This window comes from Pedobacter jeongneungensis (assembly GCF_039538295.1).
GTDB lineage: Bacteria > Bacteroidota > Bacteroidia > Sphingobacteriales > Sphingobacteriaceae > Pedobacter > Pedobacter jeongneungensis.
Genome location: NZ_BAABBY010000008.1, coordinates 135008 through 158077 on the forward strand (window position 1 = coordinate 135008; position 23070 = coordinate 158077).

21 protein-coding genes are annotated in these 23070 nt (G+C 39.1%); 12 read left to right on the forward strand and 9 right to left on the reverse strand.

The features are described from left to right. Positions 1 to 707 precede the first annotated feature (707 nt). A complete protein-coding gene (locus ABD769_RS16780; RefSeq protein ID WP_344852545.1) occupies positions 708 to 1601 on the forward strand; it encodes a DUF4349 domain-containing protein in 894 nt (297 codons plus the stop codon). A 283-nt stretch (positions 1602 to 1884) separates the two neighbouring features. On the opposite strand, the gene ruvC is transcribed toward ABD769_RS16780, so the two are convergent. Continuing rightward, positions 1885 to 2472 (reverse strand): crossover junction endodeoxyribonuclease RuvC, encoded by a 588-nt coding sequence (gene ruvC, locus ABD769_RS16785; RefSeq protein WP_344852546.1) that lies wholly within the window; start codon positions 2470 to 2472, stop codon positions 1885 to 1887. Positions 2473 to 2512: 40 nt separating this feature from the next. On the opposite strand from ruvC, the gene ABD769_RS16790 reads away from it, so the two are divergent. From ABD769_RS16790 to ABD769_RS16800, 3 genes are read left to right on the forward strand one after another with little or no spacing between them, the layout of a single operon-like run. Next, on the forward strand, positions 2513 to 3490 hold the full coding sequence (locus tag ABD769_RS16790) for a lysylphosphatidylglycerol synthase domain-containing protein (protein WP_344852547.1): 978 nt from the start codon (positions 2513 to 2515) through the stop codon (positions 3488 to 3490). Continuing rightward, positions 3468 to 4604, forward strand: coding sequence for a glycosyltransferase family 2 protein (locus tag ABD769_RS16795; RefSeq protein WP_344852548.1), 1137 nt, complete (start codon positions 3468 to 3470; stop codon positions 4602 to 4604). Before ABD769_RS16790 ends, ABD769_RS16795 begins: the two co-directional genes overlap by 23 nt. Continuing rightward, the gene (locus ABD769_RS16800; protein WP_344852549.1) at positions 4604 to 5746 is read left to right on the forward strand and encodes an ABC transporter permease; all 1143 of its coding nucleotides are present in this window, start codon (positions 4604 to 4606) and stop codon (positions 5744 to 5746) included. Before ABD769_RS16795 ends, ABD769_RS16800 begins: the two co-directional genes overlap by 1 nt. A gap of 83 nt (positions 5747 to 5829) precedes the next feature. On the opposite strand, the gene ABD769_RS16805 is transcribed toward ABD769_RS16800, so the two are convergent. The 6 genes from ABD769_RS16805 to pgi form a co-directional block, all read right to left on the reverse strand. Beyond that, positions 5830 to 6777 (reverse strand): DUF5777 family beta-barrel protein, encoded by a 948-nt coding sequence (locus ABD769_RS16805; RefSeq protein ID WP_344852550.1) that lies wholly within the window; start codon positions 6775 to 6777, stop codon positions 5830 to 5832. Between the two features lie 5 nt (positions 6778 to 6782). Then, entirely contained in the window at positions 6783 to 7325 is a 543-nt protein-coding gene (locus tag ABD769_RS16810; protein ID WP_344852551.1) for a YceI family protein, read from the reverse strand. Positions 7326 to 7373: 48 nt separating this feature from the next. Next, positions 7374 to 7742 carry a hypothetical protein gene (locus ABD769_RS16815; protein ID WP_344852552.1) on the reverse strand — a complete coding sequence of 123 codons (369 nt, stop codon included), beginning with the start codon at positions 7740 to 7742 and terminating at the stop codon, positions 7374 to 7376. Between the two features lie 372 nt (positions 7743 to 8114). Then, a complete protein-coding gene (locus tag ABD769_RS16820; protein WP_344852553.1) occupies positions 8115 to 10196 on the reverse strand; it encodes an insulinase family protein in 2082 nt (693 codons plus the stop codon). 32 nt (positions 10197 to 10228) lie between these two features. Further along, on the reverse strand, positions 10229 to 11542 hold the full coding sequence (locus ABD769_RS16825) for a M16 family metallopeptidase (RefSeq protein WP_344852554.1): 1314 nt from the start codon (positions 11540 to 11542) through the stop codon (positions 10229 to 10231). Between the two features lie 181 nt (positions 11543 to 11723). Beyond that, a complete protein-coding gene (gene pgi, locus ABD769_RS16830) occupies positions 11724 to 13370 on the reverse strand; it encodes a glucose-6-phosphate isomerase (RefSeq protein ID WP_344852555.1) in 1647 nt (548 codons plus the stop codon). A 158-nt stretch (positions 13371 to 13528) separates the two neighbouring features. On the opposite strand from pgi, the gene ABD769_RS16835 reads away from it, so the two are divergent. From ABD769_RS16835 to ABD769_RS16865, 7 genes are all read left to right on the forward strand, one after another. Then, positions 13529 to 14038: a hypothetical protein gene (locus ABD769_RS16835; RefSeq protein ID WP_344852556.1), complete on the forward strand. Its 510-nt coding sequence runs from the start codon at positions 13529 to 13531 to the stop codon at positions 14036 to 14038. A 160-nt stretch (positions 14039 to 14198) separates the two neighbouring features. Further along, positions 14199 to 15503 carry an amidohydrolase gene (locus ABD769_RS16840; protein ID WP_344852557.1) on the forward strand — a complete coding sequence of 435 codons (1305 nt, stop codon included), beginning with the start codon at positions 14199 to 14201 and terminating at the stop codon, positions 15501 to 15503. Between the two features lie 148 nt (positions 15504 to 15651). Further along, a protein-coding gene (gene prfB / locus ABD769_RS16845) for a peptide chain release factor 2 (protein ID WP_344852558.1) occupies positions 15652 to 16726 on the forward strand; the annotation gives its coding sequence in 2 pieces (ribosomal slippage) (positions 15652 to 15711 and positions 15713 to 16726; 1074 coding nt in all). A gap of 10 nt (positions 16727 to 16736) precedes the next feature. Continuing rightward, on the forward strand, positions 16737 to 17651 hold the full coding sequence (locus ABD769_RS16850) for an alpha/beta hydrolase (RefSeq protein ID WP_344852559.1): 915 nt from the start codon (positions 16737 to 16739) through the stop codon (positions 17649 to 17651). Positions 17652 to 17691: 40 nt separating this feature from the next. Beyond that, positions 17692 to 18528: a hypothetical protein gene (locus tag ABD769_RS16855; protein ID WP_344852560.1), complete on the forward strand. Its 837-nt coding sequence runs from the start codon at positions 17692 to 17694 to the stop codon at positions 18526 to 18528. A 340-nt stretch (positions 18529 to 18868) separates the two neighbouring features. Further along, positions 18869 to 19693: a glycoside hydrolase family 16 protein gene (locus ABD769_RS16860; protein WP_344852561.1), complete on the forward strand. Its 825-nt coding sequence runs from the start codon at positions 18869 to 18871 to the stop codon at positions 19691 to 19693. Positions 19694 to 19763: 70 nt separating this feature from the next. Further along, positions 19764 to 20246 (forward strand): CAP domain-containing protein, encoded by a 483-nt coding sequence (locus ABD769_RS16865; RefSeq protein WP_344852562.1) that lies wholly within the window; start codon positions 19764 to 19766, stop codon positions 20244 to 20246. Here the strand turns inward: ABD769_RS16865 and ABD769_RS16870 are convergent. Together ABD769_RS16870 and ABD769_RS16875 are read right to left on the reverse strand one after the other, a co-directional pair. Next, positions 20241 to 21362: a glycoside hydrolase family 18 protein gene (locus ABD769_RS16870; RefSeq protein WP_344852563.1), complete on the reverse strand. Its 1122-nt coding sequence runs from the start codon at positions 21360 to 21362 to the stop codon at positions 20241 to 20243. The two genes, ABD769_RS16865 and ABD769_RS16870, sit on opposite strands and share 6 nt — an antisense overlap. Before the next feature lie 14 nt (positions 21363 to 21376). Beyond that, positions 21377 to 22240 (reverse strand): transglutaminase-like domain-containing protein, encoded by an 864-nt coding sequence (locus ABD769_RS16875; RefSeq protein ID WP_344852564.1) that lies wholly within the window; start codon positions 22238 to 22240, stop codon positions 21377 to 21379. Positions 22241 to 22284: 44 nt separating this feature from the next. On the opposite strand from ABD769_RS16875, the gene ABD769_RS16880 reads away from it, so the two are divergent. Further along, a complete protein-coding gene (locus ABD769_RS16880; protein ID WP_344852565.1) occupies positions 22285 to 23067 on the forward strand; it encodes an O-methyltransferase in 783 nt (260 codons plus the stop codon). Positions 23068 to 23070 lie beyond the last annotated feature (3 nt).

Sequence of the window (23070 nt, forward strand, 5' to 3'; positions counted from 1 at the left end):
TTTGCTATCAAGATATAAAGCCGTTCCGATTCACATTGGAACGGCTTTTTTGTTTTACTGCCCAAACCTATCAGGTTTTTAAAATCTGACAGGTTTGGAAAAAAAACTTAAAGTCGAAAACTGTAGATTATCAACTTCCGATTTATTTGGGCGTTACCTAAGCATCGCAAAGGTCGGGCTTTACAGGGCTGCGCTTCGCTCCGGTACCGATGAAGGATCGGTACTAAACCCTTACAATCCCTAACGCAAAACCCACCGTTTTAAAAACCTCACGGGTTTAATCGGGTTCTTTTAAATACCAAGAATCACCAGCTTTGTTAAATAAACCCGATAGAACGAAAAGCCCGGAGCGAGGTACGAGTGAGGACTTGGAGGGATAGCGGGACTGCCTTCTGCCATTAAAACAGAACCATACATTTTCTGAAAAAATTATTCTTTAAGCTTTTCTATTTTAACCTCGCAGAAGTAATTCGTATTGTATATTTGTTTTAATTGCCTATTGAGGGATGCGCCGTTTTAAAACCTGCAAGGTTAAAGTAACTACTCCAAACTCCCACCTCAGCACTCCAAATTCAACGTTGGGTTACCTAAATACAATTCTCGTATTAAGGATAAATACAGCGTTAAAAACTAACCAATACGCTGTACTTCTTATGGCCATTTGAAGCAAATATTTAAAATGATTATTTATTTAGAACCACACAATCATGAAAAGGAATATTATTGCTATAGCCATCGTTTTAACCATTTTTGGCTGCCAAAAGGAAAATAAAAAGTACGCAGGTGCTGATGCTGTCGAATCAAATGAGTTAAATAAGGAAATCTCAGATAGCACTGCTACAGAGAAAATCATCAAAACTGCCGATATGCGGTTTAGGGTAAAAGATGTGCAGCAAACCAAAGAACAGCTCAGCAAAACCATTAAAGCCGAAGGCGGCACAGTTGCCGAGTTCTCAATCGAAAGTACCATACAGGAAACCGATAAAATTAAACAATCAACGGATTCGCTAAAAGAAATTACTTCATACCGCACCCAGGGTTATCTGGTAGCTAAGGTACCATCTGATAAACTGGATGAATTTACCAACACCATCGCAAAAATGGCCGTCTTTGTTGACAATCAATCGATGAAGATGGACGATCAGAGCATTGCCTATTTAGCCAATAAATTAAAGGTGCAGAACCGGGTTGATGCAATTGAAAAGATCAATAAGGTAGCTTCTAAAAAAAGTGCCAATGTAGAATCTTCTCTTTACATCAAAGACGATTATGTGGATAAGAAAATCGAGAATATGCAAATCGATAGCCGCGTAAAATTCAGTACCATAACCCTTAATTTTTATCAGGACAATACGGTTAAAACGATGATTGTTGCCAATGACAATCTGTATGATTATCGTCCGGCATTTATAAACAGGCTTTGGTTAGGTATTGTAAATGGGTGGACAATCTTTAAAGAAATCATTATTGCTGTGTCTAATCTCTGGATGTTAATATTGATTGGTTTTGTGGTGTTTTTTGTGATAAAACATTTTATCAGAAAGAACAGGCTAGCTACTGAAGAAGCCACAAGAAATATTATTGATCGGGCCAGGCAATAAGGGGATATCGTTTATTGCCAAACTGGGCTTAGTTAAGGTCTTTTTATAATCGAACATAAAATAATTTGTCTTTCTACTACGCTAAGGATGACAATTATTTTATTCTCCGCGTCATGGTTCGTGTCCCCACGAACCATTTCATATTATTTAATTGTGAAAGATTGCTTCACTCCCTTACTTGTACCCCTCACTTCAGTTCGCAATGACGAATCATGGGATTTACTATGCAAATTATCTTTTATCTTGCCATAGTTCGTGTCTCCACGAACCATTTATGTATAAACTATTTCTTTGCCTTAACTACAATCCCTTTAACCTTGGTTTTATTATCGCTTACAAAAGATTCCCAACCCGAATAGGTTTTGGATTTACCCCCGGAAGTAATTTTCTGAAAGGAATGGCACACGGCTACTGCCAATCCATCGGTAGCATCTAAAAATTCGGGGGTTTCTTTAAAATTTAACAAACGTTGCAGCATGGCTGCCACCTGCTCTTTAGTGGCATTTCCGCTGCCTGTAATCGATTGTTTAATCTTCCTGGGGGAATATTCCGTAACGGAAATATTCCTCGATAGCGCAGCCGCAATCGCAATTCCTTGTGCACGGCCAAGTTTTAACAATACCTGAATGTTTTTACCATAAAATGGTGCTTCGATAGCGAGAACATCTGGTTTATATTGATCGATGAGTACAACTGTTTTTTCGAATATCCGCTGAAGCTTAAGAAAAGGATCTTCTAAATGAGTCATTTTAACCACTCCTAAACTAATCAGCTCCGTTTTATTTCCCTTCTCCAAAATTACGCCATAACCCATCACCGCAGTGCCCGGATCGATGCCCATAATTATCCGTTCCTTTTTTTCGTTCAACATTACAGCAATATTAAGCATATTTGCAAATAAAAAGAGCATCTTGACAGGCAAGCACAAAAAAATACTATCACTTTTAATTAAAGCTGCAATTGTAGTATTTGCCTTTTGGTTTATTTACCATAAACTCGTTGCCAATAAAAACCTCCGCGATTTTAGTACACTTTTAAAAGATATTCCACAGGTAGAAATTATCTCCGTGATTGGCATCGTTGTGCTCCTGATGTTGGTAAACTGGTTTTTAGAGGCCGGTAAGTGGAAGTACCTGATGAGCCACATTGAGCCGATTAGTTTTTACAGGGCCATCGAATCTGTTTTCTGCGGTTTAACATTAGCTATTTTTACACCCAACAGGTTAGGAGAATATGGAGGAAGGGTGTTTTTTCTTTCGCCCAAAAGAAGAATAGTTGGCATAGTGGCCATGAGCGTGGGCAGCATCGGTCAGCTGGTATTAACCAATGTTTTTGGCGCTATTGCGGCCTGTTTTTTTGTGTACCGCTTTATCCCGATTGATCGGGTACTGTTTATCGCCCTGGTGTTTTTCGCAGTAATTTTCTGCCTGTTTTTTCTGATTTTTTACTTTAATATCCGATGGCTGAACGGAATTTTGTTATCCTTTAAATTCACCAGGAAATACAAAAAGTTTTACGGCATTTTAGCGAGGTACAGAAAAAGGGAACTTTTTAAAATCATCACCTACTGTTTTACGCGTTACCTGGTATTTAGTTCACAATATTTCATTCTATTTGTTTGGCTGGTACCCGGTTTACATTATGCTGATATCGTAATGATGACCTGTTTGCTCTTTTTGGTGCAATCGGCACTGCCCTCGCTTGATCTTTTCGATGTAGGCATCAGGAGTGTTACTGCCGTTGAATTATTTAAGCATGTAACCGATCAACATGTGGCTGTTATTGCATGTACTGCCAGTATTTGGCTTATAAATATCATAATTCCTGCTATCTTAGGCACTTATTTCGTTTTTAAACTCAATTTTTTTGGAAATTCTAAATCTAATTAGTCTATTATCTGCTGTTTTAACCCTAATCTATGGTTTTTTAGTCCTTTATTTTATAAGAGGATGGCACAGGCTGGTTTATTTTATCCCTCAAAAATCAGATCTCCACACCAAAGTATCGATTATTGTAGCCGCCAGGGATGAAGAAGCCAATATCAATAAAACCATTGACGATCTGATTGCACAACAATACCCGAAAACTTTAACCGAGATCATTATTATTGATGATCATTCTACCGACCGTACCGCAGAAATTGTACTCAGCTATGCAGACCGTAATGTGAAACTGATCAAGCTGAATGAAGACCGGGCGTTAAATTCTTATAAGAAAAAAGCGATACAAACCGCTATCGGAACCTGTACAGGCGACCTGATCATCACCACTGATGCCGATTGTAGAATGGGGCCAAGCTGGCTGAATACCATCGTTAATTTATATGAGGATAAAAACTATAAAATGATCTCTTCTCCGGTCGCTTATTTTCAGGAGAAAAGTTTTTTTGAAAGATTACAGTCCTTAGAGTTTTTATACCTGATTGGTTTAGGTGCCTCTACCATTGGAAACCAGAAACCATCAACCTGTAATGGTGCAAACCTGGCTTATGAGAAAGCTACTTTTTACGAGGTTGGCGGTTTTCAGGGAATTGATGACCTGGCATCGGGCGATGATGAATTATTATTGCATAAAATTGCCGCAAAATATCCGGATAAGATTGGTTTTCTGAAAAACAGGGATGCCATTGTATATACCCACGCAAAAGAAACCCTGGGTTCTTTTATCCAGCAGCGTAAACGTTGGGCTTCAAAAAGTACCCGTTATAAAAATAAAGCGATTATTGTTTTGGGCGTACTCATCTGGATTTTCAATCTCAGTATATTGTCAAACTTTATTACAGGACTGTTTATTCCGGATTTTTTAACCCTTACTTTCTATCAACTGTTGATTAAAATGGTTTTAGAAACCTTATTTTTATGGGATGTAACCGGCTTTGCCAAAAGGCGCAGTTTACTCATTTTAATCCCTGTTTTAAATATGCTGCATGTAATTTATATGGTGTATATCGGCATTGCCGGAAACAGTGGGAAATACAATTGGAAAGGCAGAATGGTTAGGTAATGGATAATAGCCCATCAAAAAAAGTATGGTTAAAGTTTAAGCGGAATAAACTTGCGTTCGGCGGGCTGATTTTTATCCTGTTGTTAATGCTGATGGGCATTTTGGGCTATTTAATTATGCCCGATCATTCTCCCGACGCCAATGTTCAGACGCTTCAGTTAAACAAAAAGAAACCAGGCAGTACTTTTACTTTTTTAATCATCAGCCGGAACCCTAAAGTAGAAAAAGTAAATTTTTACTCCAGAATGCTCAACGGGCAAACACCGGCTTTTAAAAGTATCCCGATTACCTCGTATAAAATAAAAAATCAGGCTGTTTTTGTGCAGGAATACATCGGGGACGATGAAAAAGCCAGAGAAACGGAGTACGAATTAAAAGATTTATGCCCGGATTGTGTTTTACCTTCAAAAATCGGTTCTCCAAAAGCGCTTTTCGAGAAAAACAACATCTATAAGCAAACCTATATTCTTGGAACTGATATTTACGGACGCGATTTATTAAGCCGGTTAATTTTGGGCATCCGCGTTTCCTTATCAGTAGGTTTAATGGCCGTGCTCATTTCTCTTTTTATCGGGGTGAGTTTAGGTGCCATTGCAGGTTATTTTGGTGGCAGGGTAGATGCGGCCATCAGCTGGTTTATGAATGTGGTTTGGTCGTTACCTTCGCTTTTGCTGGTGATTGCCATTTCATTTGCACTTGGAAAAGGTTTCTGGCAGATATTTATTGCCGTTGGTTTATCTACCTGGGTAGATGTAGCGAGGTTAGTACGCGGGCAGGTAATGGCGCTTAAAGAAGTCGAATTTGTGGAAGCTGCAAGGGCTCTGGGTTTTAGTACCAGCAGAACTATTATTAAACACATACTCCCTAACATCGCCGGGCCGATTTTGGTGGTTGCTTCCTCTAATTTTGCATCGGCCATATTATTAGAAACCGGATTAAGCTTTTTGGGGTTTGGTGCACAGCCACCCATGCCAAGCTGGGGAAGCATGATTAAAGAACATTATGGTTACATTATTATGGATGCCGCCTACCTCGCTGTTCTGCCAGGCTTAGCCATTATGCTTACGGTTTACGCATTTAATGTGCTGGCCATTGGCTTACGCGATGCTTTTGATGTTAAGGGCCAAAACGTTACTGTTTAAAAAATACTTTCGTGAAAAAGCAGTACCGTTACGATACCGCTTTCACCCTTAAAAAACAAAATTTACACTTTATTGCAATTCAATTATTTTGCTTTTTTCTTATCAAAAGAGAATCTCCTCGCAATACTAAAACCCCAACGGTATTGTCCTTTAAGCCATGAGGTATTGGTGTCGGTAATAAATTGTGATTCCTGTATCGCCGTTGCATTGGTAAAATTCAGGTGGAAGATATGTCCTCCCGTTTCAAATTCCAGTCCGGCACCAAGCGTTTTGTAATATTGAGTTCCCAATGTATTTTCGAGATAAGCTTTTTTATCTTTATCCCTGAATGGAATCGTATAATCGGCCACAAAAGCCATGCGTTTGGTGATTTTAATACGTCCCCCAACTGATACCGCAAGCATATCGTTCTGATCGCCAAAAACCGTGAAATTCCGGTGTACATAAGAAGGCATAACCAACACCGAAAAGTTCGAATTAAATTTACGGGCAATTACTGCCTGCACCACATAGGTTAAGCGATCCTGAAATTCGCTGAATGCATTTGCTGCCGTCGGATCGGTAGAGGCTTTTGCTGCTGAAACGGTGGTGCTGCCGAATAAAGTTACCGCAACCGGTATTTTATCATCGGCAGTTTGCTCCAATAAGCGGTATTTTAAGTTTCCTTCGTACAATTGCGTAACTACTCCTGCGCCTTTTGCCCTTGATAACCCAACCGAAAGCCTGTCACTGATTCCATATTCGAAACCGATGCGGATATCTGTTGATTGATCCAGCCCGAAAAAGTTTTTTGTCCCCCCTGCACTGCCTGCAATATCGCCAAAACGGTGATCTACCCTAAAATCCAGTTCGTTTTTATAGATGGTTTCGTTGGTTTGAATATTGATTAGCTTGGTAGCCTTAAACGTAGCCTGTACATTCTTTTTTTCGGTAGGCATCTGTAATGCTTTTTCGAGCGAATCCTGGGCAAAAGCCAAAGAAGGCAGGCAGATTACAGACAGGTATAAAAGAGATTTTAGATGATATTTCATAAAAATTATTTTTTTGGTTGATAAATAGCGGTCATTTTTACCTGTACAGTTTCTGCAATCTGTTTAAAAACGATTGTTGGGATTTTGATGTCATGATCGGCCAGTTTTACATTAAAAGTAGAGATGGCTTTCGCTTCATCACTGGTAATCACCATCGATCCTTTTGCTGTATATTCTTTGGTTACCCCGTGGATCTGCAAGTTTCCTTTAACCGTAACAGGGTAAGTGCCGGGTTTCGAAAAATCGATCTGTTCTACAATTTTTCCCTTAAAATCAGAGGTAGGAAATTTATCACTCTCGATGTAATTTTCGTTAAAATGCTCCTGCATCAGCTTTTTCTTAAACTGAAAAGAAGTGTTATTGATCTTGAAAATAATTTCGTTTGTTTTAATATTAATGGCCGAAGCTCCTGTTTTGCTCTGTGCATCGATGTCTTCTACAGGTGTTGAAGAAAAAAACGAAGAATTAACGCTTTTGCTTACCCAAATTTGTGCTTTTACACCTGTGCATAAAAACAGGATTGTTAGTGTGAAAAATAATTTTTGCATCTGTAATGTATTTAAGTTCTTAATAAAACCGGCGTTAATCCGGATGGATTATTCTGGCATACCTTTATCAAACCATGCTTGTAACAGCTCCCTTTCGCTTACTGTTAGGGTGCTTCCTTTAGGCATAGTTTTGGTAACCAGTATGCTATTGGCCACGCGTGTATCGTTTTTGACCGAAGCGAAACCGTTAAATAACCAGATCGATTTGAGTGCACCATTGGGCCCATGGCAGCCATTACATTTGGTTTGAAAAAGTGCGCCGGCAAAATTGGTATAGGTTACGTTAGCCGTGGTTACAGGTGTAGGACCGTTAGTGGTTGGAGTTTCAGGCTTTATTTCTTCTGCTTGTTTTTTAGAGCAGGCAAAAAGAAATGCGGCAAAAGTGGCTAAGAAAAAAATAGAAAGTTGTTTTTTCATAAGTAATGGTAGATTGGATTAGGCATTTAATTGATTTTGTAGATTTATTTAGGTTTTTATCGTTTTGAAAATTTTTTATAAAAAATTTAACTATGATTTTGCAGATATTTAAAACATAAATAGAAATGCAGAGAATAATGATGCGATTACCTGCTTTTTTATCTTCATAGCTCGATTTTTTTAAAATTTATCCTTCGTTTGTTTGAAAATATTTGCCGTTTTGATGGGGTTATTGACTTTTAAATAGTGTTTCCATCAAAATATTAGTCGATACGTAAGTTTTTGTAAATGGGTTGCCCGCGAAATAAAAAAAATAAAAAAGCCGTCCCGATTTTTACGTCGGGACGGCTTTCATAATGGGTTAACTATAACTTAATTAAAATCCTCGGCTTTTAGTTGCGGATTTACCTTAATGTCTTTAATCACAATCGAAAATTCCTGTGAGCCTTGCGCGGTTGAAACGGATTGTGCCAGGTTGAATGGAAACAATACATCACCAACTTTTTTATAGTTGGAATATTCTGTTGACTGGCTAACCTCAACAGTACCTTTTGTACTGGTGCTTTCTTCTTTTAAAAGCAAACCTGATTTTGTATCATAATATTCGGTTTTCTTTTTGCCTGACGGAGAAGTGATATTCAATTTAAATGCATCAGCTGTGCCCACTTTAGCTGTTCCTGCTGATTCAATTTTAGTTCCATCAGTTGCATAATACAATTGGCTGCCATAACCTTTGTCGTCTTTCTTTTCAGCCAGGTCATCACCAGTTAATTCGGCTTTTTGCCCCATTTGCATCGAGTAGCCAGTTTTGCCATTGTAAACTTGTTTTACAGCTGTCTGTCCACCCATCAACATTTCCATGCTGCTTAAATTAGGAGCCATGTTTTTAATGTTAACCGTTAGTTTCTGTCCCTGTATTTCCATCTCGCCGGTTTGTTGTAGAGAAGTTATTTTTTTGATCGCCTCTGCACCGCCAATGGCTTTGATGTAATTGCTGATAATCTGAGCGGGTACCGGAGGTGGAGGAGAGAGTGTTACATCAAGCGGTTTAACCGGGTTTGCATAATTGTCGAAAACCTTTGGGATAAAATTAGCCCTCAATAATCCTGGTATAAAAGCTTCACCTTTACCAACAATCACAATGCGGGTATTATCATGGTTGTAATACTTTTTAGCTACCCTTAAAATATCATCAGTGGTTACTGCATTTACCTTTTGTAAATAAGTACGGTAAAAATCTTTTGGTAAGCCGTTAATCAGGATATTACTGGCAAAAGCTGCGGTACGTGCCGGGTTTTCTAAACCTAGTGCAAAAGATCCGTTAAACAGGTTTTTGGCATTCTGCAATTCATCTGCAGTAACTTTTGTGGTGCGGATGGTATTGATTTCGTTTAAAAACTCTACCACAGCACTATCTACCTTTTCATTTCTAACGGCCGCATTGGCTGAAAATTTAGACTGGAAACGACCTGAGCCTGTGCTGGAATAAGCACCATATGTAAAACCATGTTTTTCCCGTAAGTTGTTGAATAATCTAGATTCAGAACCGCCACCCAGGATCTGGTTAGCCAGTAAAACCGGGAAATAATCAGGATTGCTCATTGGTAAATCAATTAAGTTCATCACGGTAATTTCTGATTGAACTGCATTGCTTACATTGATCACATCGACTTCTGTTTTTGCGGGATTAGCTACTTTGGTTAACACCGGTAAGCTTAGCGCTGTTCCCTTCCAGTCGCCAAATGCTTTTTCGGCCAGGGCTTTTGCTGCTTCTGGTTTAATATCACCCACAAAAGTTAAATAACCTCTCGATGGGGTAATATATTTTTGATAGGCAGTTTTAACATCAGCCAGGGTGATGGCATTAAGCGAAGTTTCGGTTTCAAATTCTCCCATCGGATGGTTTTTGCCATAAGCCAAAGCATTTACCACACGGGCAGAAATGGCTTTTGCGCTTTTTTCGCTCGATTTTAACCCGGTAATGGTCTGCGATTTTAGTTTCTCGAAAGATTCTGCCGGAAAAGCCGGTTTGCGGATACTTTCTGACATTAAAGCAAATGCCTGAGGAAAATAACGGGTTAAAGCCGAAGCTGAACCGCCATTTGCACTTGCACTTACATCAGCACCCAGCTGATCAACAGCTTCATCAAATTGTGCTTTTGTTTTAGTGGTGGTTCCTTCATTTAACATATTGCCCATTAAGCTTACTACACCAGCCTTAGCGCCTTCGGTAATTGGTCCGGCATCAATGCTGTAACTGGCCGATACTTTTGGCAGTTTGTGGTTTTCTACTACTAAAACAGTAATGCCGTTTGATAATTTATAAATAACAGGATCGCCGATGGTAATTATTGGTGCCGGGCCAGGTTTTGGTTTGTGGCTGCGATCTATGGTTTGCGCTGAAATGCCTTGAGCCAATAAGGAAACTGCAGCTATAATGAATAATTTTTTCATGTTTTTAATAATTAAAATGAAAAGCGGTCAGCTTATTTCTTAGGTAAGTAATACAATACAACTCTTTGGTTTTTGTTCAGGTATTTCTTGGCAACATCTCTAATCTCTTCGCGGGTAATGGATCTGATTACCTCTAATTCTTTGTTAATGTCGTTTGTATCCTTATCATGGAAAGTATAACCATCCGCCAGGTTTTCTGCAACCCCAAGCATTTTGCTGTTAGCACTTACATAATTGTTTTCGAATTTATTCTGCAGCTTTTTATAATCGCTTTCACTAATCAGGTCGGTTTGAAGGCGTAAAACTTCTTCATCAATATCTTTTAACAGATCATTAAGTGGGGTGTCTTTATTTGGAAGAGCCAGTGTGATGTAAGCGCCATAATCCTCAAGCGAATAATTAAAAGCAGCAACCTGAAGGGCTGTTTTCTTCTGGTCGACCATTTTAGTGCTCAATCTCGAGCTTCCCCCTTCTGACAGAATAGAACTGATCATACCCAGAACCTTACTTTCCCTGGTTTTCATTCCCGGTACGCGGTAGGCTGCAAAAATTGCAGGGATCTGGATGTTGGCATCGTAAGCGGTATCGATAATTTCTTTGGTAATTTCTGGTAATTTGAAATCTTTACGCACAATCGGCGCACCTTTAGGTACCTCAGCAAAGTAAGATTTTACCAAAGCTTTGGTTTTATCGAGATCTAAATCGCCGGCAATGGTTAAAACGGCATTGTTTGGCACGTAATATTTTTTGAAGAAAGCAATAAACTCATCTAGTTTTGCAGCATCTAAATGTTCCATCGAACCGATGGGCTGCCAGCGGTAAGGGTGGCCGTCAAATAGATGGGAAAAGATTTTCTCGGTAAATTTTCCGTAAGGGGCATTGTCGATACGTAAACGCTTTTCTTCTTTAACCACTTCATTCTGCGTTTTTACACCAACTTCGTTTATTACAGGGTGCAACATCCGTTCGCTTTCCAGCCATAACCCCAGTTCTAATTGGTTTGAAGGAAATACTTCATAATAAAAAGTACGGTCTTGTGAGGTGTTGGCATTGTTCTGTCCGCCATTGCTGCTTACCAGTTTCATAAACTCGCCGCGTTTAATATTGTCGGAGCCTTCGAAAAGTAAATGTTCAAAAAAGTGTGCGAAACCGGTGCGCTGGGTTTCCTCATCTTTTGATCCAACATGGTACATTACCGAAACGGCAACAACAGGGGCGGTTTTGTCTTGATGGAGAATAACGTGGAGGCCATTGTCAAGATCAAATTCGGTAAACTGTACTTTTTGTGCGGAAGCACTTAAGCACAGGCCCGAAATAACCAAAGCAAAAAGAATTCTTTTTTTCATGAGTTTTTGTTTTTTAATACTTCGAAATGATCAAAGGCAAGAGCAAGCGATTATTTCTTTTATAAGTTAATTTGGATTTTTCCACTAAAGGGTGGAATGGAAAATAAGGAAGTCCTAAAGTATGCATTAAAACAAAAAAAGCGGATATTAAACCCGCTTTTTTATGATTTTTTTTGAAATTTTATCTCCAGTCTTTATACTGGTTGATTAAACCGTTTGTTGAACTATCGTGACTTGAAACTTTTTCGTTGCCCGCCAGTTCCGGAAGAATCTTTTTGGCCAGTTGTTTACCCAGTTCTACGCCCCATTGGTCGAAGCTGAAAATATTCCATATTACCCCCTGAACAAAGATTTTGTGCTCGTACATCGCTACCAAACTACCTAAAGTATATGGCGTTACCTTTTTCAATAAGATGGAGTTGGTTGGGCGGTTACCTTCAAAAACTTTAAAAGGAGCAATTTTTTCAATTTCAGCATTCGATTTGCCTTCTTTTTTTAATTCGGCTTTAACTTCCTCTTCGGTTTTACCGTTCATTAAAGCTTCTGTTTGCGCAAAGAAATTCGACAGTAAAATAGGGTGATGATCGCCCAGTGGATTTAAGCTTTGTGCAGGGGCAATAAAATCGGCAGGAATAATCCTGGTACCCTGGTGAATCAGTTGGTAAAAAGCATGCTGACCATTGGTTCCTGGTTCGCCCCAGATAATTGGTCCGGTTTCGTAATCCACCTCATTTCCGTTTCTATCTACATGTTTACCGTTACTTTCCATATCACCCTGTTGGAAATAAGCAGCAAAACGGTGCATATACTGGTCATAAGGTAAAATAACCTGTGTTTCGGCATTATAGAAATTGATGTACCAGACGCCAAGTAAGCCTAAAATCACGGGTAAGTTGCTTTCAAATTCAGCAGTTTTAAAGTGGTTATCGGTGGCATGTGCACCGGCCAGTAATTGCTTAAAGTTATCAAAACCGATGCTTAATGAGATGGATAAGCCAATAGCACTCCATAATGAGTAACGACCACCAACCCAGTCCCAGAATTCGAACATGTTTTCTGTATCAATACCAAAATCAGAAACATCTTTTGCATTGGTAGATAGTGCCGCAAAGTGTTTGGCAATATCGTTTTCCTTACCTCCCTTTTCTAAAAACCAGGTACGGGCAGAGTGCGCATTCGTCATGGTTTCCTGAGTGGTAAAGGTTTTAGATGCTACTAAAAATAAAGTGGTTTCAGCATTTAAATCTGCTAATGTTTCGGCGATGTGTGTACCATCAATATTAGAAACAAAGTGGATATTTAAGTGGTTTTTATAGTGCTTTAATGCTTCGGTAACCATTACCGGTCCTAAATCAGAACCTCCGATACCAATATTAACAATATCGGTAATGGCTTTACCGGTATAACCTTTCCATTCGCCGCTGATAATGCTGTTGCTAAATTTCTCCATTTTAGCCAACACTGCATTTACCTCAGGCATTACATCTTTACCATCAACCAGAATCGGAGTATTGCTTAAGTTGCGTAAAGCGATGTGTAATACAGAGCGATCTTCCGTTTCGTTGATCTTATCTCCGTTATACATCGATTTTATGGCCTCGTCCAATTTACACTCACGTGCCAGTTGAATTAATAGCGCCAGGGTTTCATCGCTGATGCGGTTTTTACTGTAATCCAGCAAAATATCCTCAAAAAAAACAGAAAACTTATTAAAACGATCTGCATCTTCAGCAAAAAGATCTTTAATGCTTTTTTGGTTGATATCTATAAAATGATCGGCTAAATATTTGTAGGCCTCAGTTTCGGTAAAATTTACTTTAGGTAACATAATCTTTGTTTTTTTGTAAAAGTAATAAAGCAAAAATTTAAAACGGTCTTTTTAATGTTCAAAATCATTAAGAATTTTTAATTCCGGTTAAACAAAGTAACTTTAAAATAACATCCCTGTTAGTTCATTAATTATTTTAATCTTTTAATTCTACACTCATGTTAGAAAATTTAAATGAAATGGTGCGTGAAAACGTACAGGAAAGTGTTGTAAACAATACCGCTATTCCAAACGAGCATAATGAAGCGGTAATCCAGGCGGCATCAGGATCTATTTTCGATAGCCTGAAAAATCAGTTGTCATCAGGTAATATTGGCGCTTTGACGGATATTTTTAATGGTAACAAAGCCGAAGGTACCCAGGTTGCCGAACAGGCATCCGGAAGTTTTATTGATAAATTAAGCGGGTTGGGGATTAATGCTGATACGGCAAAATCTTTAGCGGCGAGCATTATTCCCGGGCTTATTGCGAAATTTACCCAAAAAACAAATGACCCGAATGATAGTTCTTTTAACCTGAAAGATGTTTTAGGGAGTTTGGGTGGTAATGATGGTAAGTTTGATGTGAGCGATGTAATTGGTATGTTTAACGGAGGTAAACAAACAACACAGCCCGGCCAAACAGGTGAAGGCGGAATTATGGATAAATTAAAAGGGATGTTTAATTAAAGAATCGGTTTCCTGTAGATTTTTCTTAAGTGGAGTTGTCAACTTTAAGGGCCGGTTTGCTCTAAAAGTTGACAACTCTAAATCACTAACATGTAGACAGTTTATTCCATCTCTCCTCAAAATTGTTTAGATTAGGGCACCTAAACTAAACTACCATTTTATGAAGAAAATATACCTGATCGGTTTTTCCCTGCTGGGATTAAATGCCTTTGCTCAAAAATCAGATTTAAGACCACTGGTTTCAAAAAAAGCCGATGCCATCGAACAGAAAGTAATTACCTGGAGGCGCGATTTTCATGAGCATCCCGAATTGGGCAATACAGAAGTAAGAACAGCAGGCATTATTGCAAAACATCTTGAATCGTTAGGCATAAAAGTAACTACAGGTGTAGCCAAAACTGGTGTGGTTGGGATTTTGAAAGGTGGTAAACCCGGCCCGGTTGTAGCGCTTCGTGCCGATATGGACGGACTTCCCGTTACCGAAAGGGTAGATGTTCCATTTGCTTCAAAAGTAAAAACACAATATAACGGACAAGAAGTTGGCGTAATGCACGCCTGCGGACATGATAGCCACGTGGCTATTTTAATGGGTGTAGCTGAGGTACTGGCATCAATGCAAAAAGATATCCAGGGAACAGTGAAATTCATCTTCCAGCCTGCTGAAGAAGGTGTTCCGGCAGGAGAGGAAGGCGGTGCCGCTCTAATGATCAAAGAAGGTGTATTAGAAAATCCTAAAGTAGATGTAATTTTTGGTTTGCATATCAACTCTCAAACAGAGGTTGGTGAGGTAACTTACCGTCCGGGCGGTACCATGGCTGCGGTAAACGACATGAAAATTACAGTTACCGGCAGGCAAGCGCATGGTGCTTACCCATGGAGCAGCATCGATCCGGTGGTAATTTCTGCGCAGATTATCAATAACCTGCAAACCATCGTCAGCCGGAACCTAAACGTAACTGAAAACCCCGGTGTGGTTACCATTGGAGCCATTAATGGTGGCGTAAGGTCGAACATTATCCCTGAAAAGGTAGAGATGCTGGGTACGGTGCGGAATTTTAGCAAAGAGGATGAGGCGATGTTTATCGAGCGTATTAAAACCATTGTAACCAAAACAGCCGAAGCCGGCGGTGCAACGGCTGAAATTAAAATTCCATACAGCAATCATTATCCCGTTACTTTTAATAATATCGTCCTAACCGAAAAAATGCTGCCGGGTATGCAAGCTACCGCAGGTAAAGATCATGTTAAATTAAAACCACCCGTAACAGGAGCAGAAGATTTCTCTTTCTTTCAGGAAAAAGTGCCTGGTTTATTTGTGTTTTTAGGTGGAATGCCAAAAGGAAAAGATCCATTAAAAGCACCATCGCACCATACGCCGGATTTTTACCTTGATGAAAGCGGGTTTGTATTGGGGGTTAAGTTATTGTCGAATTTAACATTGGATTATATGGGGATGAAGAAATAAGGTGGTTTATTAGTTCAATAGTCATTGGTTTTATTTGTCATGGTTTCTGATAGATTAGTAATGAGAATAAAATGGTTAGCAAAGCAGTTTTAACTGAAATTGCTTTCCGACATGCGCTATGCTCAAAGCGATTTTATATATTTGCTCCATGACCAAAGAACAAATTCAGGATTTAAGGGACAGGGTAACGTCGCTGAGGAGGTATCTTTGACGTTGATGAGCTACTTTACGCCATCCGCGAAGAAGAAAAATTAACAATGGCGCCCGATTTCTGGGACGATCCAAAAAAAGCAGAAAAAATTCTTGCCGAAATCAGTTCAAAGAAAAAATGGACGGAAGGTTTTAACCAAACCCATAATGCAGTTGAAGATACCGCTGTGATGTTTGAGTTTTTCCAATCAGGCGATGCATCGGAAGCAGAATTAAAAGATCAGTTCGAAATCGGCAAAACCGCTGTGGAAGAGCTGGAACTCAAAAATATGCTGCGCAACAAAGAAGACCAGCTTTCGGCTGTGCTACAGATTACCGCAGGTGCTGGTGGAACAGAAAGCTGCGACTGGGCTTACATGCTCATGCGCATGTATATGATGTGGGGCGAGAAAAACGGCTACAAAATCACCGAGCAAGACAGTCAGGAAGGGGAGGTTGCGGGTATAAAATCGGTAACGCTTCAGTTTGATGGCGATTTTTCTTACGGCTACCTTAAAGGCGAAAACGGGGTGCACCGTTTGGTGCGGATTTCTCCGTTTGATTCAAACGCCCGCAGGCATACTTCTTTTGCTTCGGTATATGTTTATCCTTTGGTAGATGATACGATAGAGATCGATATCAACCCTGCAGATATAGAATTCGAAACTTTTAGAGCTGGTGGTGCCGGTGGACAAAACGTAAATAAGGTTGAAACTGCCGTACGTTTATACCATAAACCATCGGGTATTATCATTAAAAACCAGGAGTCGAGATCGCAGTTGCAGAATAAAGAAAACGCCATCCGTTTATTAAAATCGCAGTTATACGAAATCGAAGAACGTAAACGCAATGAAGCAACTGCACTGATAGAAGGATCGAAAAAGAAAATTGAGTGGGGCTCGCAGATCAGGAGTTATGTGCTGGATGACAGGCGGGTGAAAGATCATCGCACCAATTATCAAACTTCCAACCCTGATGCGGTTTTAAATGGTGATATCAATGATTTTTTAAAGGCATATTTAATGGAGTTTTAATTTAAATCAAATGGCAAAATCATCACTACTTATCATGTTATTGTTTATGGCAATTAACTATTCGAATGCTCAGGAAATCGTGCCCTTATATCAGGCAGAAATTCCTGGTGCCAAACCAACTCCTGTTGATTATGTAGAAAATACCGAAGTACGGTCAAATGGCACTTTAAGTGTTACCAAAGTATCTGTTCCTACATTTACTGTTTTCGAAGCGCCTAAAAATATCGCTAGCGGAACCGCAGTAATTATTTGTCCGGGTGGCGGCTATGGTGCCCTCGCTTTTAGTCACGAAGGGACCGATGTGGCCAAAAGATTCAATGCCATCGGTATAACGGCTTTTGTGTTAAAGTACCGTTTACCTAGCGATGCCATTATGGTAGATAAAACCTATGGCCCTTTGCAGGATGCGCAGCAAGCCATTTACCTCATCAGGAAGAATGCTAAAAAGTACGGGATCAAAGCCAATAAAATCGGCATTATGGGCTTTTCTGCAGGCGGTCATTTTGCATCAACCTTAATTACGCATTATAACGATTTAAAAATTGCTGATCCCGAAAAGATAAACTTAAAACCAAATTTTGGTGCATTAATTTATCCGGTAATTAGCTTTGAAGAATCGGTACATACCGGGACGATGAAAAATTTATTGGGACCAAATCCACCTGAAAACCTTAAACACTATTTTTCTGCCAATAAAAATGTAACTAAAAAAACGCCCCCAACGTTTTTTGTACATGCAAAAGATGATAAGACTGTTCCTTACGAAAATAGTGTTTTGATGAACGAAGCATTAAAAAAACAAGGCGTGGATACCGATATTTATCTTTATGAAAAAGGTGGTCATGGTTTTGGTTTAATTAACAAAACATCGGATGTAGACTGGTTTAACTTGCTGGCTGACTGGTTGAAAAAAGAGAAATTTTAATATCTTTACGGATATTTTAACCTCTTAACCAGAAATCTCGATGCAAAACACAATTAAGTATGCTATGGTAGCCTTTGTAGCCATCATAACCATAGCCGGTTGTAAAAAAGAAATTAATTATAACGAACAACTGCTTGCTAAAGGCAACGGTTGTAAGCTCACTACCTTAAAGGCCGATCTGGATTTTTTGGGCAGTTATACCATCACTTTTGCTTACGATGCTTTAGGGCGGATATCGAAAGCAACCACGGGGCCTGAAACAAACACTTATACCTATTCTGCCAGCAAAATTACTGCAGTTGATGAGAGTGGTTACATGGCCGAAATTGTGCTGGAAAATGGAAGAGCCGTATCGAGTGGAAGTGCGGGAATAATTAAAGTTGGGGGTGTTTATTATGATGATACCAGAAAATATAGCTATAATAGTGATGGTTACCTTATTCAGGTAAAGAATTATTTGAATGGCGATCTGAGTACAACTGATAATTTAACTTACGCAAATGGGAATTTGATAAAAGCTGTATCAGTTAGTGCAGATCTGCGCTTTACTGAAACTACTATCTATTCCTATTCCAACGATATTGCCGTTAATACTTACGAAATCTCCGATCCGCTTTCATATCATGTTGATTATTTTCCAGGAGGATATTTCGGCAAACAATCAAAAAATGTACTCATCAAAAGTGTATCTAAAACTGTTGATCAGGATGGTAAACCATTTAGTGATGATGTAATCACTTTCACTTCACAATATGATGCGAAGGGTAATGCCAGTTCACTTAACTTTTCAAATGTTTCTACCTTTTACCCCATTGGCGCACCTTCTACAACTGAAACTTATAACGCAAAATACATTTTAAATTATACTTGTAATTAAGGTTTTAAAAGTATTAGAAAGCCTGATCATAAACCATGATCAGGCTTTTGTTTTAATCAGTTTTTTAAGTTATTCATATGTTTGACTGATTAAAAAGCTCATTTTACCACTCTTTTTTTACGATTTAGCCCCTCATTTCTGGGTAAGTCTACGTCTATATTTGCTTACAGTAATGTCGTTTCGAAACCGATTACCATGCACTTGATTTGACCAATTTTATGAAAAACATATCAACCTGATTTATTAATAATGATTTTCAGGCGTTTATGCGTTTTGTTTGATTTGCCGGTCAATGGCTACCCATTACAATTAACCAAATATTTACCTAATTCAAAGAAAAATGAGAAATGAAAAAATGTGGTGTATGCTAATTGCATGCGCATTTTTAACCCTTTTATCTTGCAAAAAAGATAATGGAGGAGTTAAATCAGAAAATGGGCAGGTTAAAGCCTGGGAAACATTAATTGATGGTAACTCGCTGGCCAGTTATAGTGCTTTCGAGGCACAATGGAATTACAATTACCCATGGGGTACCGATCATAACGGTTCTGCACGTATGGTAGGGAGTACTACAAACCATAACCAGATTTCGTTAAGTGACGGGGTACTTACCATCAAAGCTACACGTTTAGCTTCCTCACCGGGAAACAGTACAGCCAATGGCTTTACCAATGTAGCCATATGGTATAATTCTGGTGCCTGTTATGCAAAACAGCAGGTGCTTATTAACGATCAGTTTCCCAGTTACACCATTTCCGGCGATTTCGCTGTGCCAACAACTAAAGGAACCTGGCCTGCTTTCTGGATTACAGGTGTTAATTCGTGGCCACCTGAAAGCGATATTATGGAGTTTAAAGGCAATAACACCAATTGGCAGAATACTTACGATGGAGGCTGGGAAAATAAACTCACCACAGTTTCTACCGCAGGCTCATACCACAATTACAAATGCTGGTACAATAAAGTAAGCGCAACCGATGTAGACTGTCATTATTATATCGATAATGTTTGGGTAGCTAAACATACCATGAGCAATTCGGTAAATAAACCCATGTGGCTCATCATCAACATGCAAATGGAAGGTGATAGTGGTTCTCCCGGCCCTTCTGGTAATACGCTTTACACCGGTAAAAATGTTTACGTGGGACGGGAAAGGGCCTTTTAATTTATAAAATTCAATGTTCATATTGGGGAGGTAACTTTGCAGTTGCCTCCTTCTTTAGTAAAAATAAAATATGAAAAAATACCTGGGCATATTCGCTGCTATGTTGCTCTTTATTTTACTGGTGCAATGTAAAAAGGACGAATTGGCTTTACCAGAGCAGGATATTAATTTGGTGATCAGTAAAATTAACTCATTAAGGCAAAGCGGATGTAATTGTGGTACAACATATATGCCACCAGTACCTGATTTATCACTAAATAACCAGTTACAAAATGCTGCAAATGCCCATGCTAATGATATGGCGCAGCGAAACTATTTTGATCATTTATCTCCAGAAGGGGGAACGCCAGAAGAAAGGGCATTAAATGCTGGTTATACAGGCGATTTCCGGGCAGAAAATTTAGCTAAAGGATACAGTCAGGCCGATCAGGTAATTGCCGCCTGGAAAAATAGTGTAAGTCACTGCAAAGCGATGATGGATGCTAAAAGCACAGAAGCAGGAGCAGGGATGGCGCAAAATTACTGGGTAGTAACTTTTGGCAGCAAATTATAATTTTTTGATGGTTTGGTCAATCACATCCAATAAACCATCAGTATAAGCATCATCGGTAAGCTCCCAAAACATAATGCCGTTTAGCTTTTGATCAATCACATACCTGGTTTTTAGTGATATGGATTTTGGATCGTCAAAAGTGGCGAGGTATTTTGTTTGAGGATTATAATAATACGGTGCCTGGGCAGTTTCATCCCAGTAATAGCTATAGCCGTTTACACTCGAAAACTGTTTTTTAAAGTTTTTATAAGAAACCCCGCTGATAAATTTTGTGGGCTGATATAAACCCTGGTTAGCATCGGTAGTGTTTTCGAAAATACGTGCATAAAAAGCTGCGCCCAGGGCTATTTTTTGTGCAGGAACACCTAATTTAATTAAAGCTTTTACTCCAAAATCGCCCGATAAGTCTTGTTCAGTTGTGGCATATAAAGGCGAGTGGTGACCACTTTTAACCGCATAACCACTTACCAGATCGTAACTCATTAAATTTACCCTGTTAACCAGTGGCATTACCTTATCCCATTCGAAACAGGAGTCGATGCAGTTTTTTGTGCCGCCTGCTGCAAAACTGATTTCAGCCTTTTTACCCAGTTTTTTTCGCAGTTCTTCAACCAGTAACGTGAAATTGTGCTTGTCATCAATTGTGTACCTGTGCCCGGGATAACCCATCACCGCAGGGTATTCCCAATCGAGATCGATACCGTCTGCATGAAAAAAATCAAGAATTTCTTTGGTGGTTTTGGCAAAAGTTTTTCGTCCGCCAGCCCTGCTAAAAACTTCCGAACATGGCGCGCAGCCACTCCATCCGCCAAGTGCAATCATCACCTTCAAATCAGGATTCCGTTGCTTTAAGGCAACCATTTTGCTAATTAAAGCCGAATCCTTCGCCGATTTAATATTTAAACTATCGCCCTTTAAATGCCCGAAACTATAAATCAAATGACTTAATTTTTCGATGGGAAAGCTATCGATTACCGAATTCTGCCCTGTGTAATAAGCAATAACATTCGGTTTAACTGTTTTTTGAGCTTTAGATTGGATACTCAAAAATGATAATGAGATAATGGCTGCAATGCAGAACAAAACAGTTGGAGTGGCAAGCTTTCTTTTATGCATGAGGTTTAGATAAACTATTTTTCGGCAATAATATCCTGCAATTCATTCAATTCAGCAACTTTATCGGTCGCTCCCGCATTTTCGTAAGCCGAAATCAGGTTTCTGATCACGCGACGGATAATGTCGGTATTGCTGCAAGGCCTGTAATATTCGGGCAGGGCTTCTAAATTAAGCTGGCGTAAAAACTGATCCACATCGTGCTTACCGAAAATATTACCACGGTTAAAAGCATTGATGTAAAAAAGTACTCCATATTCATTTCCTTCCTGTTTGCTATCATCTATGTAGCCTAAAATAAAATGCTGCGGCAAATTAATGCCGTAAACAGGAAGATCCAGTTTTTGAGCCAGCGTAGAATAGATAATGGCCAGCGAAATCTGGTTGCCTTTTTTACTTTCCAATACCTGGTTTAAATAAGAATTTTGCGGATCGTGGTGGTTTTTAGTGTTCCCTCCAAAGCCATATTGCTGATAAAGTACATGGTTAATCAGTTTCACCTTTTCAACCGAACTCATTTCATATTGCAGTCCAAGCCAGATATCACGCTTAATTTCTTCAATCTGGTTAATTACTTTCTGTTCGTCAAGATCAGGATATTGATAGCGGTTAATAATCAATGCACCCTGCAGTAAATCAAAGGCACCGCTTAAATACCATAAATTTAAATCTTCTTTAACCGTTCTAAACTGAATCTGATGAACAATATTCTCAATACGCTCCTGTAGCAGCCCATCGAAAGATTGTTCCCAGGCATTTTCTAAAAAATGAACTACCGAACCGCCATATTCCAGCAGTTTTTTTTCTACATGTTGGAACACCTCCTCATCAGGATCATCCAATAATTTTACTAAAGCACTTATCTCTGCGTTATTTTCCATAAAACATACATACGTTTGCGGCGTTTAATTACTTTTGCAATATTATGCTATTTCAATTTATAACAGATTACCTTAAACACCGTTTAACAGCAAAAAGCCGACATGGAACGCATTCACCATTCGTGTACAAGCTAGCTGATGAGGTAATTTACGATTTTACCGACAAATCTGAATACAAAAATATAGAAGAACAGCGAAAAAAACTTTTTAATGACGATTCTATAATCACCGTTACCGACCTCGGAGCGGGTTCTCACCTGAATAAAAACCGTACAAAAAAGGTCAGTCAGATTGCGAAAAATGCATTAAAAAGTCCACGGTTGGCTAAACTGATTTATCGTTTGGCCAAAAATACCAAACCTAAAAGTGCAATAGAGCTGGGTACCTGTTTAGGCATTACTACGGCTTACCTGGCCAAAACAAATCCTGAAACTGAAATTATTACTATAGAAGGCTGTCCGCAAACTGCTGAAGTAGCAAAAAAGAATTTTGAAGCACTTAATCTCGATAATATCGAGCTTCATATAGGTAACTTTGACCTGATTTTACCCGATATTATTGCCAAACAGCCAAGTTTGGATTTCGTTTATATTGATGGTAATCACCGTAAAGATGCTACGCTGAATTATTTTAAATGGTGCCTGCCAAAAGTTAATGAAAATTCGCTGCTTATTTTTGACGATATTTATTGGAGCGAAGGCATGAAAGAAGCCTGGACAGAAATTAAAAATCATCCTGATGTATCCGTAACAGTAGATTTGTTCTGGATCGGACTGGTTTATTTTAAAAAAGGGCAGGTAAAAGAACATTTTAAGCTTAAATTCTAAGAA

Coding starts and splice junctions, on each gene's coding strand:
- ABD769_RS16780 (WP_344852545.1), top strand. CDS start 708: ATGAAAAGGAATATTATTGCTATAGCCATCGTTTTAACCATTTTTGGC.
- ruvC (WP_344852546.1), bottom strand. CDS start 2,472: ATGTTGAACGAAAAAAAGGAACGGATAATTATGGGCATCGATCCGGGC.
- ABD769_RS16800 (WP_344852549.1), top strand. CDS start 4,604: ATGGATAATAGCCCATCAAAAAAAGTATGGTTAAAGTTTAAGCGGAAT.
- ABD769_RS16805 (WP_344852550.1), bottom strand. CDS start 6,777: ATGAAATATCATCTAAAATCTCTTTTATACCTGTCTGTAATCTGCCTG.
- ABD769_RS16810 (WP_344852551.1), bottom strand. CDS start 7,325: ATGCAAAAATTATTTTTCACACTAACAATCCTGTTTTTATGCACAGGT.
- ABD769_RS16815 (WP_344852552.1), bottom strand. CDS start 7,742: ATGAAAAAACAACTTTCTATTTTTTTCTTAGCCACTTTTGCCGCATTT.
- ABD769_RS16820 (WP_344852553.1), bottom strand. CDS start 10,196: ATGAAAAAATTATTCATTATAGCTGCAGTTTCCTTATTGGCTCAAGGC.
- ABD769_RS16825 (WP_344852554.1), bottom strand. CDS start 11,542: ATGAAAAAAAGAATTCTTTTTGCTTTGGTTATTTCGGGCCTGTGCTTA.
- pgi (WP_344852555.1), bottom strand. CDS start 13,370: ATGTTACCTAAAGTAAATTTTACCGAAACTGAGGCCTACAAATATTTA.
- ABD769_RS16835 (WP_344852556.1), top strand. CDS start 13,529: ATGTTAGAAAATTTAAATGAAATGGTGCGTGAAAACGTACAGGAAAGT.
- ABD769_RS16840 (WP_344852557.1), top strand. CDS start 14,199: ATGAAGAAAATATACCTGATCGGTTTTTCCCTGCTGGGATTAAATGCC.
- ABD769_RS16850 (WP_344852559.1), top strand. CDS start 16,737: ATGGCAAAATCATCACTACTTATCATGTTATTGTTTATGGCAATTAAC.
- ABD769_RS16855 (WP_344852560.1), top strand. CDS start 17,692: ATGCAAAACACAATTAAGTATGCTATGGTAGCCTTTGTAGCCATCATA.
- ABD769_RS16860 (WP_344852561.1), top strand. CDS start 18,869: ATGAGAAATGAAAAAATGTGGTGTATGCTAATTGCATGCGCATTTTTA.
- ABD769_RS16865 (WP_344852562.1), top strand. CDS start 19,764: ATGAAAAAATACCTGGGCATATTCGCTGCTATGTTGCTCTTTATTTTA.
- ABD769_RS16870 (WP_344852563.1), bottom strand. CDS start 21,362: ATGCATAAAAGAAAGCTTGCCACTCCAACTGTTTTGTTCTGCATTGCA.
- ABD769_RS16875 (WP_344852564.1), bottom strand. CDS start 22,240: ATGGAAAATAACGCAGAGATAAGTGCTTTAGTAAAATTATTGGATGAT.
- ABD769_RS16880 (WP_344852565.1), top strand. CDS start 22,285: ATGCTATTTCAATTTATAACAGATTACCTTAAACACCGTTTAACAGCA.